The sequence below is a fragment of the Paenarthrobacter sp. CCNWLY172 genome, assembly GCF_037402035.1.
Lineage (GTDB): Bacteria > Actinomycetota > Actinomycetes > Actinomycetales > Micrococcaceae > Arthrobacter.
Window position 1 is genome coordinate 343,059 of the sequence record NZ_JBBEGB010000003.1, and the last position, 12,981, is coordinate 356,039.

Consider the following 12,981-nt stretch of genomic DNA (forward strand, 5'->3'; position numbering starts at 1 on the left):
GCTTAGAGGGCCGCGGCCGCATCCCGGACTTTGATGAGGGTGCGCAGGTTCCTGGTGGTGGTGCCGGCTTTGTAGCGGGCTTTGGCGGAGAGTTTGCTGAACGGGCTGTCCAGGGTGCCGCCGGCGGGTGCCAGCCACGCTGACGCTTCAGGGCCCAGCCGTACCTGCTCCACGCCGTCCAGGGCAGCACCTGCTTCAAAGAGTTCATCAAGCATCGCAGTATCGGAGGCCAGGGTGATGTAGCTGTGGGTGGTTTTGTCATCAGCCGGGTAGGGGCAGGCCTCCACGAGGTCGGCTACCCTTGCTGCTGTGAGGACCACTACCCAGGCGTCGTAGCCGAAGGTCTTCCGCAGGCACTGCTCGAACTGCGTCTTGACCTCATGAGCCTTGAGCTCGCTCTGCAGCACGACGTTTCCACTGGCCAGGAGGGTTTTGACCTTGGCGAACGGGTAGTCCTGGAGTGCAGCCTTGAGGTCGGCCATCTTGATGTTGATGCCACCAACATTGATGCCGCGGAGGAAGACGGCGTAGTTGTCCATGCCGGGCCTAATCGTTGTTCTTTCGCAAGGCTTCCGTCAGCACCCGGGCGGCGTTGCAGACTACTTCGGCGTGCAGGCGGCCCGGCTGGCGGGTAAGCCGCTCAATGGGACCCGAAATCGACACGGCCGCAATGACCCGGCCGGACGGTCCACGAACGGGGGCAGAGACCGACGCGACCCCGGGCTCGCGTTCGCCGAGGCTCTGACCCCAGCCCCGGCGTCGTACTCCTGCCAGCACGGTGGGCGTAAAGCGGGCGTTTTGCAGCCCTTCAAGAAGGCGGTCGTGGTCCTCCCACGCCAGCAGGACCTGGGCGGCGGAGCCGGCCTTCATGGACAGCTGGGTGCCGACCGGGATGGTGTCGCGCAGGCCGATGGGGCGTTCGGCTGATGCGACGCAGACGCGCCAATCGCCCTGCCTGCGGAAAATCTGGGCACTTTCACCGGTCGCGTCGCGCAACTGGATCAGGACCGGTCCCGCAGAAGCGATCAGCCGGTCTTCGCCTGCAGCGGAGGCCAACTCCACGAGCCTGCTGCCCAGGACAAAGCGTCCCTGGATGTCGCGGCTCACCAGCCGGTGGTGGACCAGCGCCAGCGCGAGGCGGTGAACCGTAGGCCGGGCAAGGCCCGTAGCCGCTACAAGTTGGGCGAGTGTCGTGGGCCCGGCCTCGAGGGCATCGAGTACCTGGGCCGCTTTATCAATGACACCGACTCCACTAGAATTGTCCATGTAATGATATTGCCGTCTCAATATCTGAGATGCAAGTTCTTTCGCTGGCCTATTTCGCAGCGATGCTGCTTCAGTGGATCAAGAACAACGCAACAAGCCAACGCAGTGAAGGGAGCAAGGCCGTGGGAAAGACACTGGCCGAGAAAGTCTGGGACGCGCACGTAGTGCGCAAAGGTGAAGGCGAAGGAGCCAACGCCCAGCCCGATCTTCTCTTCATCGACCTTCACCTGGTACATGAAGTGACCTCACCGCAGGCCTTTGAAGGCCTGCGTTTGGCCGGCCGGCAGCTGCGCCGCGTTGACCTCACCATTGCCACGGAGGACCACAACACCCCCACGCTGGACATCGACAAGCCTATAGCCGACCTCACCAGCCGCACCCAGATTGAAACCCTGCGTGCCAACTGCAAGGAATTCGGCGTCCGCCTGCACTCCCTGGGAGACAAGGAACAGGGGATCGTGCACGTGGTCGGCCCGCAACTGGGCCTGACCCAGCCGGGCATGACAGTGGTCTGCGGCGATTCCCACACCTCAACCCACGGGGCCTTCGGCGCGTTGGCCATGGGTATTGGTACGTCCGAGGTTGAGCACGTCATGGCAACGCAGACGCTGTCCCTGAAGCCGTTCAAGACCATGGCCATCAACGTCGAAGGCACCTTGCGTCCCGGCGTGACGGCCAAGGACATCATCCTCGCGGTCATTGCCAAGATCGGCACAGGCGGCGGGCAGGGATACGTCCTGGAATACCGCGGCTCGGCCATTCGCGCCCTGTCCATGGACGCCCGCATGACCATCTGCAACATGTCCATCGAGGCAGGCGCACGCGCAGGCATGGTGGCCCCGGACCAGACCACCTACGACTACATGCAGGGCCGCCCGCACGCACCCGAAGGTGCTGACTGGGACGCCGCGGTCGAGTATTGGAACACGCTCCACACCGACGCCGACGCCGTCTTTGACGTTGAGGTGGACCTGGACGCGGACACCCTGGAGCCGTTCGTGACGTGGGGTACCAACCCCGGCCAGGGCGTTTCCCTCTCGGCGAAAGTGCCCTCTCCGGAGGACTTCGGTGATGAGAACGCCAAGGCCGCAGCCGAGCGGGCGCTCCAGTACATGGGCCTGGAAGCCGGCACGCCCATGAAGGACATCCGTGTGGACACGGTCTTCCTGGGATCCTGCACGAACTCCCGGATTGAGGACCTCCGCGTTGCCGCCGACATCATCCGCGGCCGTGAGAAGGATCCCAACGTCCGTATGCTGGTGGTCCCCGGATCGGCCCGTGTCCGGCTGGAGGCCGAAGCCGAAGGCCTGGACAAGGTCTTCAAGGAATTCGGGGCCGAATGGCGCTTCGCCGGCTGCTCCATGTGCCTGGGCATGAACCCGGACCAGTTGGAGCCGGGGGAGCGCTGCGCGTCGACGTCAAACCGCAACTTTGAAGGCCGCCAGGGCAAGGGAGGCCGCACGCACTTGGTCTCACCCGTCGTTGCCGCAGCCACGGCTGTGCGCGGCACGCTGAGCTCGCCGTCGGACCTGGAGTCCGTCCCGGCAGGCAGCCTGACCGGAACCGCAGTCTAGGAGGATCACCATGGAAGCATTCACTACCCACACCGGCATCGGCGTGCCGCTGCGCCAAAGCAACGTGGACACCGACCAGATCATCCCTGCTGTCTACCTCAAGCGCATCACGCGGACAGGCTTCGAAGACGCACTCTTCGCCGCCTGGCGCAAGGATGATTCCTTTATCCTCAACCAAGCCCCGTTCAATGCCGGTTCGGTCCTGGTGGCCGGGCCGGACTTCGGCACGGGTTCATCCCGCGAGCACGCCGTCTGGGCGCTGAAGGATTACGGTTTCAAAGCCGTACTGTCTTCCCGCTTTGCCGATATCTTCCGGGGAAACTCCGGCAAACAGGGCCTGCTCGCCGCGCAGGTCGCGCAGGATGACATTGAGCTCATCTGGAAAGTGCTGGAGAACGCTCCGGGCACCGAAGTCAAGGTTGACCTTGTCAGCAAGACCGTGGAGTGCGGCAACATCGTGGCTCCGTTCGACATTGACGACTACACCCGCTGGCGCCTCCTGGAAGGCCTCGATGACATCGGCCTGACACTTCAGCATGAAGAAGACATCACCGCCTACGAGGCCACGCGTCCTTCCTTCAAGCCCAAGACGCTTCCTGCGAAGGTTCAAGCTGGATAGCGCCGCCGTTTGGGGCCGCAAGCTGCAGATTAAGGACCGGTGGGCACCCTGTGGGAGTGCCTGCCGGTCCTTTTTCGTCAACGTTCAACTGATGGCTGAAGCTCGCGGCGCCGGGTGCGTCCATTTCGGTTCGGTAACGCGAGCTTCTATGCTTAGCTGGAGCCTTTGTAAGTTTGGGGGGCGAGTAGTCGTGAGGAAACCGGTATAGATGAGTAGTGTTCTGACAATCCGCGGTGGCGTCCCCTTAACAGGACGAGTGACCGTTCGCGGTGCCAAGAACCTGGTGCCCAAGGCCATGGTGGCGGCGTTGCTGGGCAGCGAACCATCGGTGCTGAGGAACGTGCCGGAAATCAAGGACGTAGAGGTTGTTACCAGCCTGCTGCAGTTGCACGGCGTGACAGTAGTGAAGGATCCGGTCACGGGTGACCTTACCCTTGACCCCAAGGATGCAAAGACTGCGTCCAGTACCGCCATTGACGCCCACGCCGGGGATTCCCGTATTCCCATCCTGCTGTGCGGGCCCCTGATCCATGCCATTGGCGAGGCCTTCATCCCTGACCTGGGTGGCTGCAAAATTGGCGACAGGCCCATCGATTACCACCTGAACGTGCTTCGCCAGTTTGGTGCAGTAGTGGAAAAGCGCCCGGGCGGTATCCACATCTCCGCACCGCACGGCCTCCATGGCGCCAAGATCTCCCTTCCGTATCCATCGGTTGGTGCCACGGAGCAGGTGCTGCTGAGCGCAACGCGGGCTGAAGGCATCACTGAACTCATCGGTGCCGCAACTGAGCCCGAGATCATCGACCTCATTGCTGTCCTGCAGAAGATGGGCGCCATTATCAGCGTCCAGACTGACCGCACCATCAGGATTGAAGGCGTCAAGGATCTCCGCGGGTACAACCACCGTGCTCTCCCGGACCGCAACGAGTCCGCGTCCTGGGCGTCCGCTGCGTTGGTGACCAGGGGCGACATCTTCGTTGAAGGCGCGTCGCAGCGGGACATGATGACCTTCCTGAACACCTACCGCAAAGTGGGTGGCGGTATGGACATCGGCGACGACGGCATCCGCTTCTACCACCAGGGCGGAAAGCTGTCCCCGTTGGTCCTGGAAACGGATGTCCACCCCGGTTTCATGACGGACTGGCAGCAGCCCCTGGTCGTGGCCCTGACACAGGCAGAAGGCGTGTCGATCGTCCACGAGACCGTCTACGAAAACCGGTTCGGGTTCACCGATGCGTTGGCCCGGATGGGCGCGAACATCCAGGTGCATCGCGAGTGTCTGGGCAGTGTCCCGTGCCGGTTCGGACAGCGGAACTTCCTTCACTCCGCCGTCATCTCAGGACCAACCCCGCTCCGGGGTACCGACATCGACATCCCGGACCTTCGAGGCGGCTTCAGCCACCTCATCGCGGCGCTGGCAGCCACTGGTACCTCCAGGGTGACGGGCATCGACATCATCAACCGCGGTTACGAGCGCTTTACCGAGAAGTTGGCCGGCCTGGGCGCAGACTTCGATATCACCACCACCAAGTAGCGGGGGATCCCTTGAAGGAATCGGCCAAGAGCCGTGCCACGTTCGTGCTGCTGGCGGGCATCGCACGCCCATTGATGAACCTCCTGATGGCCAAAAAGTGGGAAGGTGTTGAGAACCTTCCGTCCGGCGGTTTCATTGCGGCGCCAAACCACTGCACCGAGATCGACCCCATCGTGATCGGGCACCTGGTCTACAACCAGCAGCGTCCGCCGCACTTCCTGGCGAAGAAGGGCCTCTTCAAGGTGCCCGTGCTCGGGGCCTTGCTGAACGCCACCAAACAGATACCCGTTGAACGCTCGACGGCGGGAGCGAACCACTCGCTGCAGGTCGCCAAAGAGGTGGTGGACGCCGGCGGTGCCATCATTATCTATCCCGAAGGCACCCTGACCCGCGATCCCGACCTTTGGCCCATGAAAGGGCATACAGGGGCCGCCCGGCTTGCCCTGCAGACCGGTGCGCCCGTCGTGCCCATGGCGCACTGGGGTGCGCAGGATGTCTTCCCGCGCTATGCCAAGCGGTTCCACCTTTTCCCGCGCAAAACGGTTCGGGTCCTTGTCGGGAAACCGGTGGACCTCAGTGCCTTCGCGGACCGGCCCATGGACCGCGCCACGCTGACTGAGGCAACCGAGGTCATCATGGACGCCATCACCGCTCTGCTGGCCACACTGCGCAACGAGCCCGCTCCCGCCGAACGCTGGGATCCGGCTGTTCACAAACAGTCAAAGCACGGACGTTTCGTTGAGCGCGGATCCTCCGAGGCGCCGGAACCGGAGGACGGTAAGTGACCATTCTCCAGAGCCACGTCCACGCACCGGACATCGTGGCGGTTTTGGGTGCCGGATCGTGGGGCACCACGTTTGCCAAAATCCTCGCAGACGCCGCTGAGGCTGCCGGCGCTGAACGCAGCATCCGGATCTGGGGTCGCCGTCCCGAAGTGGTGGAGCAGATCAATTCGCTGCATCGCAATGCCCAGTACCTGAAAGACATTGAGCTTCCCGCGACCATCACTGCGTCCACGGACGTGGCGGAGGTGCTGAAGGACGCCACGCTCGTGATCCTCGCCGTTCCGGCCCAATCCTTGCGTCCGCAACTGGGCGAGTGGAAGCCATTGCTGGCCCCCGATGCCGTGGTGGTGTCCCTGATGAAGGGCCTGGAGTTGGGGACTGATGCACGGATGAGCGAGGTCATTGCGCAGGAACTGGGGCTTACCGCATCCCGTGTAGCAGTGGTTTCCGGTCCCAACCTGGCGATGGAAATCGCCAGGGAGCAACCGACTGCGTCCGTGGTTGCCTGCAGCGACGCTGATACCGCCGCAGCGATCGCGTTATCCTGCACCGCGCCGTACTTCCGGCCGTACACCAGTACGGACGTTGTTGGTGTTGAGATCGGCGGAATCGTCAAGAACGTCATTGCCCTTGCCGTGGGCATCTGCGAAGGCCGGCAGATGGGCGACAACACCAAGGCTTCGGTGATCACCCGGGGACTCGCAGAGACCTCCCGCCTCGCCCTGGCGCTCGGCGGTGAAGCCCACACCATGGCCGGCCTGGCCGGCTTGGGCGACCTTGTGGCTACCTGTTCATCGGCGTTGTCGCGCAATCACACTGCCGGCCGGTTGCTTGGAGAAGGGCTCAGCCTGGAACAGGTCGCAGAACAGATGACGCAGACCGCCGAAGGCATCAAGTCCGGCCCTGCCGTGCACGAGCTTGCAGGCAAGTTGAACGTTGAAATGCCCATTACGGCAGCCGTCGTAGCGGTGCTTGAAGGCAGAATGTCCGTTGATGACCTGGGACCACGTTTGCTGGCCCGGGCACTGAAGTCCGAAGGCGACTACTGATGGTGACAGATCACTCCACCCCTGCGACCGGCCGCCCCCGCGTAGCGGTTCTCTTTGGCGGGCGCTCCAGCGAACATGCCGTCAGCTGCGTCACCGCGGCGGGCGTCATGGGGGCCATCGATAAGAGCAAGTACGAGGTCATTCCCATTGGCATCGCCAAATCAGGACAGTGGGTCCTGGCCTCGGGCGACACCAGTCAGTGGTCCTTGAGTTCCGCAGCGCTTCCTGAGGTGGCGCCGTCGGGAAAGACTGTGACGTTGGCCGAAGTGGGCGGTGAGCACCAGCTGATCGTGACCCAGCCCAATGCCGTGCCACAGGAGCTGGGCTCCGTGGACGTAGTGTTCCCGCTGCTTCACGGGCCGTGGGGCGAGGACGGAACCATCCAGGGCCTCCTGGAACTCTCCGACACACGTTACGTTGGCGCCGGAGTTCTGGCCTCCGCAGTGGGGATGGACAAGCACTACATGAAAGTGGTGTTCGAGTCCGCGGGGTTGAGCGTTGGACCGTACATTGCAGTGACGGACCGCCAGTGGCTGACCGACGCCGAGGCTGTCCGGAAGCGCGTCGACAAGCTCGGGTTCCCCGTATTCGTCAAGCCTGCCCGCGCCGGTTCGTCCATGGGAATCTCGAAAGTGGATTCCCTGGAGGGCCTGGACGCCGCCATTGAAGAAGCCCGCCGGCATGACCTGAAGCTGGTGATCGAGGCCGGGATCGTGGGACGCGAGATTGAATGTGCCGTCCTCCAGGGACGGGGCACCGACGCGCCCCGAACGTCCATGCCCGGTGAAATTGCGGTGGCAGCGGGGGAGCACCAGTTCTATGACTTCGCTGCCAAGTACGTCGAAGACGGTGCGGCCGCTCTGAGCTGCCCGGCCGACATGCCGGACGAAGCCATCAGCCGCGTGCGCGAACTGGCTGCTGTGGCTTTTGATGCTGTGGGAGCCGAAGGCCTCAGCCGCGTGGACTTTTTCTATACCCCTGCCGGGGAGCTGATCATCAATGAGATCAACACTATGCCGGGTTTCACGCCCAAGAGCATGTACCCGCAGATGTGGGCGGCGTCAGGTCTGGCCTATGGCGAGCTGATCGACGAACTGATTCATCTGGCGCTGACCCGTAAGACCGGCCTGCGCTGACCCGTGGCCTGCTGACCGTGTCCGGCCGGTACTACTTGCCGGCCGGCAGGTTCTGCAGGTCTTCCTGGCCCACGCACTTGCCGGTTGCCTTGATCTTGCCCACCGCGGCCGCGAGTTCAGTGAGCACGGTTGCGGAGCTGATGTTCGCTGCTTCCAATTTGACCGGATCAATCAGGATCTCGGTGGCCGGTTCGCGGCCAAACGTGGTGAGGGTGTACACGGGATCGCCTTCTTTGATGACCCAATCGATGTCATTGACGCTCACGCAGCGGTCTGTGGTGGGTCCGGGAACATTTACACCGCACCGGAGGATGACCTGGGACGGATCGCCCCACGCTGCCGTGGCCTGGCTGTTGGTCTTGCGGAGTGCGGCGTCGCCGATCCGGTCGGGTAGGGCAACCATCATCGGGGCGCAGGCAGGATTGGCGGCGTCGGTGGCGGCCGTGACGTCAACGGCAGGGGAACAAGCCGACAAAGCAAGGACGGCCACAGCGGCTGTGGATACGGCCAGGGCTGTCCGGCGGAGGGTCTTTCGGTGCATCCATCCAGCCTATCCCGCGAGGGCTGCCGGGCAGATCCACGTAACCCCGGTCACATTCACCCACGTGCTTGGCAACACGTGCACGGCACTATTGTGTCAGTGGATCGCGATAGCGTAGAGCCGTGCCCGCAGAACAAATAACCGTCCAAGACCTTTCGGAATCCGAGCTCCTTGCCAGGATCTTTCCGCGCCTGAACCACAGCCCCGGCATCCTGCTGGGACCGGGAGATGATGCTGCCCTGATCGCTGCACCGGATGGCCGTGCCCTGATTTCCATAGACACCCAGACCCAGGACCAGGACTTCAGGTTGGAGTGGAACAACGGATACCGGACCACCGGATATGACGTCGGCTGGAAGGCTGCGGCGCAAAATCTGAGCGACATCAATGCCATGGGCGGCAGCGCCACCTCCCTTGTCGTGAGCCTGACCATGCCGCCGGACACTCCCGTCGAATGGGTCGAGTCATTCGCCGATGGCCTCACTGCCGCAATCATTGGCCTGGGCGCCACTGATTGTTCTGTTGCCGGCGGAGACCTCGGAAGGGGCCGCGAGCTGGCGGTGACGGTGGCCGTCGTCGGAACCCTCGGTGGCGTGGCGCCTGTGCTGCGGTCCGGAGCCAAACCCGGGGACGTCGTGGCTGTTGCAGGGACCTTGGGCAGGGCCGCAGCCGGTTGGGCACTGTTGGAAAGCAATTTTCCCATGGGCAGCCTGGACACAGAACAGCGGGGTTTGGTGGAGAGCCAATGCCGTCCCCAGCCTCCTTTGGCAGCAGGACCCTTGGCGGCACGCGCCGGTGCAACCGCCATGATGGATATTTCGGACGGCCTGTTACGGGACGGGAGCAGGCTCGCTGCAGCCAGCAATGTTGCCCTGGATTTTGATCCCGTGGCATTGAAGACCCAGGCGCTGCCGCTGGAACCGGCTGCAGTACTCCTGGGCCGCGACCCGATGCCGTGGGTTCTGGGCGGGGGAGAGGACCACGGATTGCTTGCCACCTTCCCAGCAGGAATTCAGCTGCCGCGGGGGTTCACTGCGATAGGCTCAGTTCAAGCCGTTGTCGAGCCGCCAGGCAGCGGCGTCCGGATCGCCGGGCAAGCTGCTGACACCGTTGGATGGGATCACTTTGCAGACTAAGATCGCCGCGAATGCGCACGCCATGAAACGTTGGCTCGGCAAGGCGGAGGTGGTCCTCGGCAACCACAGTGATCGCCTTAATGCGATCAACATCTTCCCCGTGGCCGACGGCGATACCGGCACCAATCTGTACCTCACGGTTCGCGCAGCAGTGTCCGCCCTTGACGGGGCAGCCCCGGACAGCACCGAAACGGGTAATGATGTCGGCGCAGTCTTGTCGCGCGCCGGCCAAGCCGCCATGGAGCAGGCCCGGGGGAATTCGGGCACGCTGTTCGCTGTCTTCCTCTGTGCCGCTGCTGAACCGTTGGGCGGTAAATCGCGGCTGAGTGCACCGTTGCTCGCCACAGCGCTGAACAGGGCACAGATTCGGGCATGGTCCGCATTGAGTGAGCCGGTAGCCGGAACCATGCTGTCGGTCCTGGAAGCTGCTTCGGACGCTGCGCAGGCCGTGGATGCTTCCCAAAACTCCGACGACAGCAACCACGCCCTTGCCCTCGCTCTTGACGCCACCGTGGAAGCCGCCTACCAGGCAGTTGTCCGAACCGAAGGCGAGCTCGCACAACTTCAGGAAGCCCACGTGGTGGACGCCGGGGGTGTTGGCATGCTGCTGATTTTGGACTGCCTGCGTTCTGCAGTCCTGGGCGAAGAACTCCAGGACGAACTCCTGGACGGGCTTCACGGCTATAAGCTGCAGGACCCCCACATCCATGAGCGGATGCCGGCCGACGACGGCGTGGAAGTCATGTGCACCATCAACCTTTCCCCCTTGAATGCAGCCATCCTGAGGCAGCGCCTGGATGAGATGGGTGATTCGGTCATCATGAGCCAGGTTGGCGGTGCCCGGAGCCAGGATGATGAGGACGAGGAATCCACGGTTGAAGCAAGCTATCGGTGGAGGGTGCACGTCCACGTTCCAGATCCCGACCCGGCAGTGGCCCTGATTCGGTCACTGGGCGAGCCCACGGACATCGCCGTCAGCCAATTGGCACTGCCCAGCGGGGATGGACAGGTTCCAACATCACAGGAACCCAGCATCACAGGCCAGCCACGGCATGATGACTGAGCTGGAACTACCCCTCGAGCGCAGAATCGGCAAGCGGTCCGCGGCAGTCATCGACAAGCACCTGGGACTCAAATCCACAGGTGCCCTACTGAACTATTTCCCGCGCAGGTATCTCAGCCGTGGCGAGCTGACCCCCATCAGCAACCTTCCGCTGGATGAGGAAGTCACCCTGATTGCACGGGTCCTGTCCAACAGTACGCGCCAGATGCGGGCCCGCCGCGGCTCCATCACTGATGTTGTGGTGACGGACGAAGCCGGTGGAAGCGGCGCTCCGGGCACGTTGAAAGTCAGCTTCTTCAACGGTTTCAGGGCCAAAGCGGAACTACAGGCAGGCCGGCGGGCCATGTTCTCCGGCAAGGTCACCCGCTATGGTGGCTCACTTGGCCTGACCAACCCCGACTTCCTGCTGCTGGACGAGGATCCGGAAGCCGAAGGTTCCATGGACCCCGAAAAGCTTGCCGCGATGCCCATCCCGGTTTACCCGGCAACCGCCAAGCTGACCAGTTGGTCCATCCACAAAGTGATTACGGCCTTGCTCCAGACAATGGACCTTGACGCCTTGGAAGACCCCCTTCCGGCGAGCATCGTTCGCAGGGACGGGCTGCTCAGCGTGGCTGAGGCCTACCGCTTGATCCATTCGCCGGAGACCGCCAAGGACTGGCAACGGGCGCAGGAGCGGTTCCGGTACCAGGAAGCATTGGTCCTGCAGACGGCCCTCGCGCGCCGGCGCGCCCAACTTGCAGCCGAGGAAGCCACCGCACGCAGGCCCCGCGCCGACGGATTGCTCAGCAGCTTTGACCGGAACCTGCCCTTTACGCTGACTGCCGGCCAGTCCGCCGTCGGAAAGACGCTTGCTGAAGAACTGGCGCGGGATGCGCCGATGAACCGGCTGTTGCAAGGCGAAGTGGGTTCCGGAAAAACCGTTGTTGCCCTCAGGGCCATGTTGCAGGTGGTGGATGCCGGCGGCCAGGCTGCGCTGTTGGCACCCACGGAAGTGTTGGCGGCACAGCACTTCCACTCGATCCGCCGGACGTTGGGATCGTTGGCACGAGACGATGTCTTCGGTGGGGCGGGGATGCTTGGCGGGGACCCGGCGCATGAGTCCGTCCACGTGACGCTGCTGACGGGCTCCATGCCGACGGCGGCACGCAAACAGGCCATGTTGGACGCAGCCTCGGGCAATGCCGGAATCGTTATTGGCACCCACGCCTTGCTGAGTGACAAGACCAGCTTCCAGGACCTCGGCTTGATTGTGGTGGACGAGCAACACCGTTTCGGCGTAGAGCAACGGGACGCCCTTCGGGCCAAAGCGCAGCGGCCGCCCCACTTGCTGGTCATGACGGCAACGCCCATTCCCCGCACCGTGGCGATGACGGTTTTCGGAGACCTTGAGACCTCCATCCTGGATGAGCTTCCCGCTGGCAGGGCCCCTATCACCACGCATGTGGTGGGACTGGTGGAGAACCCCGGCTGGGTGGATCGTATTTGGAAACGGTCGCGTGAAGAGGTTGAGTCGGGCCACCAGGTGTACGTGGTGTGCCCCAAGATTGGAACGGACGACGACGGCGATTTCAGTCCGGGAGAGGTCGAACCCAGCGACGCCGAGCTCGCGGAGGAAGGATCAGCGCGGGAGCTCGCATCGGTGACAGCCGTCGTCGAGAGCCTTCTGCAGGAACCGGCCTTGGCCGGTGTCCCTGTGGCACCGCTCCACGGCCGGCAGGACCCGCAACTGAAGTCCGAGACCATGGCATCCTTTGCCGCCAACCAGGTCAAAGTGCTCGTTTCCACCACCGTCATTGAGGTGGGCGTGGATGTCCACAACGCCACCCTGATGGTGATCCTGGACGCGGACCGCTTCGGAATTTCCCAACTTCACCAGCTTCGCGGGCGTGTAGGACGTGGCGGCTTGCCCGGCACTTGCCTGCTGGTGACCACCTTGGAACCCGGGCATCCGAGTCGCCGGCGGCTTGAGGCGGTTGCATCAACCACAGACGGTTTTGAACTGTCGCAGGAAGACTTGAAGCTCCGCCGCGAAGGCGACATCCTGGGAGCTTCGCAATCCGGTGGGCGCTCCACGCTGAAGCTGCTCCGTGTCCTGGAGCATGAGGACATCATTGCCCGCGCACGCACGGACGCCCAGGGCTTTGTTGCAGAGGACCCCACCCTCCAGCACCAGCCGGGGCTTGCCGCAGCCATCGACGAATACTTGAACCCTGAAAAGGAGGCGTTCCTTGAGCGCGGTTAGAAAACCAAGGAGTGGCGGTCCGCAAGGCGCGTC

The 12,981-nt window shown here is 63.4% G+C and carries 12 protein-coding genes; 9 read left to right on the forward strand and 3 right to left on the reverse strand.

Annotated features, from left to right (window positions below; translation table 11 throughout):
* Positions 1 to 2: 2 nt before the first annotated feature.
* On the reverse strand, positions 3 to 539 hold the full coding sequence (locus tag WBN73_RS06405; RefSeq protein WP_280623031.1) for a DUF1697 domain-containing protein: 537 nt from the start codon (positions 537 to 539) through the stop codon (positions 3 to 5).
* 7 nt (positions 540 to 546) lie between these two features.
* Positions 547 to 1,266, reverse strand: coding sequence for an IclR family transcriptional regulator (locus WBN73_RS06410; protein ID WP_014922101.1), 720 nt, complete (start codon positions 1,264 to 1,266; stop codon positions 547 to 549).
* Between the two features lie 122 nt (positions 1,267 to 1,388).
* Here WBN73_RS06410 and leuC point away from each other — a divergent pair, with 122 nt between their 5' ends.
* The 6 genes from leuC to WBN73_RS06440 all read left to right on the forward strand — a co-directional run bounded on the left by leuC (position 1,389) and on the right by WBN73_RS06440 (position 7,963).
* Complete coding sequence (gene leuC, locus WBN73_RS06415) at positions 1,389 to 2,840, forward strand: 3-isopropylmalate dehydratase large subunit (protein WP_207597580.1); 1,452 nt, start codon at positions 1,389 to 1,391, stop codon at positions 2,838 to 2,840.
* A 10-nt stretch (positions 2,841 to 2,850) separates the two neighbouring features.
* Entirely contained in the window at positions 2,851 to 3,459 is a 609-nt protein-coding gene (leuD, locus tag WBN73_RS06420) for a 3-isopropylmalate dehydratase small subunit (protein WP_089595454.1), read from the forward strand.
* A 208-nt stretch (positions 3,460 to 3,667) separates the two neighbouring features.
* The gene (gene murA / locus WBN73_RS06425; RefSeq protein WP_089595453.1) at positions 3,668 to 4,993 is read left to right on the forward strand and encodes a UDP-N-acetylglucosamine 1-carboxyvinyltransferase; all 1,326 of its coding nucleotides are present in this window, start codon (positions 3,668 to 3,670) and stop codon (positions 4,991 to 4,993) included.
* Between the two features lie 11 nt (positions 4,994 to 5,004).
* Positions 5,005 to 5,778 (forward strand): lysophospholipid acyltransferase family protein, encoded by a 774-nt coding sequence (locus tag WBN73_RS06430; protein WP_207593820.1) that lies wholly within the window; start codon positions 5,005 to 5,007, stop codon positions 5,776 to 5,778.
* Positions 5,775 to 6,827, forward strand: a complete 1,053-nt coding sequence (locus WBN73_RS06435) for an NAD(P)H-dependent glycerol-3-phosphate dehydrogenase (RefSeq protein WP_207593819.1) — start codon at positions 5,775 to 5,777, stop codon at positions 6,825 to 6,827. The genes WBN73_RS06430 and WBN73_RS06435 overlap by 4 nt, the downstream gene beginning before the upstream one ends.
* Positions 6,827 to 7,963, forward strand: coding sequence for a D-alanine--D-alanine ligase family protein (locus WBN73_RS06440; protein WP_207593818.1), 1,137 nt, complete (start codon positions 6,827 to 6,829; stop codon positions 7,961 to 7,963). The genes WBN73_RS06435 and WBN73_RS06440 overlap by 1 nt, the downstream gene beginning before the upstream one ends.
* A 31-nt stretch (positions 7,964 to 7,994) precedes the next feature.
* On the opposite strand, the gene WBN73_RS06445 is transcribed toward WBN73_RS06440, so the two are convergent.
* Entirely contained in the window at positions 7,995 to 8,504 is a 510-nt protein-coding gene (locus WBN73_RS06445) for a DUF3515 domain-containing protein (protein ID WP_207593817.1), read from the reverse strand.
* 122 nt (positions 8,505 to 8,626) lie between these two features.
* Here WBN73_RS06445 and WBN73_RS06450 point away from each other — a divergent pair, with 122 nt between their 5' ends.
* The 3 genes from WBN73_RS06450 to WBN73_RS06460 are packed head-to-tail and all read left to right on the forward strand — an operon-like array spanning position 8,627 to position 12,948.
* On the forward strand, positions 8,627 to 9,640 hold the full coding sequence (locus WBN73_RS06450; protein WP_337339667.1) for a thiamine-phosphate kinase: 1,014 nt from the start codon (positions 8,627 to 8,629) through the stop codon (positions 9,638 to 9,640).
* 22 nt (positions 9,641 to 9,662) lie between these two features.
* A complete protein-coding gene (locus WBN73_RS06455) occupies positions 9,663 to 10,703 on the forward strand; it encodes a DAK2 domain-containing protein (protein ID WP_337339666.1) in 1,041 nt (346 codons plus the stop codon).
* Positions 10,693 to 12,948, forward strand: coding sequence for an ATP-dependent DNA helicase RecG (locus tag WBN73_RS06460; protein ID WP_337339665.1), 2,256 nt, complete (start codon positions 10,693 to 10,695; stop codon positions 12,946 to 12,948). Before WBN73_RS06455 ends, WBN73_RS06460 begins: the two co-directional genes overlap by 11 nt.
* The last annotated feature ends 33 nt before the right edge of the window (positions 12,949 to 12,981 follow it).

Bases quoted from the DNA above. Each gene is read 5' to 3' on its own strand.
- WBN73_RS06405 (WP_280623031.1), bottom strand. From the start codon at position 539: ATGGACAACTACGCCGTCTTCCTCCGCGGCATCAATGTTGGTGGCATC.
- WBN73_RS06410 (WP_014922101.1), bottom strand. From the start codon at position 1,266: ATGGACAATTCTAGTGGAGTCGGTGTCATTGATAAAGCGGCCCAGGTA.
- leuD (WP_089595454.1), top strand. From the start codon at position 2,851: ATGGAAGCATTCACTACCCACACCGGCATCGGCGTGCCGCTGCGCCAA.
- murA (WP_089595453.1), top strand. From the start codon at position 3,668: ATGAGTAGTGTTCTGACAATCCGCGGTGGCGTCCCCTTAACAGGACGA.
- WBN73_RS06440 (WP_207593818.1), top strand. From the start codon at position 6,827: ATGGTGACAGATCACTCCACCCCTGCGACCGGCCGCCCCCGCGTAGCG.
- WBN73_RS06445 (WP_207593817.1), bottom strand. From the start codon at position 8,504: ATGCACCGAAAGACCCTCCGCCGGACAGCCCTGGCCGTATCCACAGCC.
- WBN73_RS06455 (WP_337339666.1), top strand. From the start codon at position 9,663: ATGAAACGTTGGCTCGGCAAGGCGGAGGTGGTCCTCGGCAACCACAGT.
- WBN73_RS06460 (WP_337339665.1), top strand. From the start codon at position 10,693: ATGATGACTGAGCTGGAACTACCCCTCGAGCGCAGAATCGGCAAGCGG.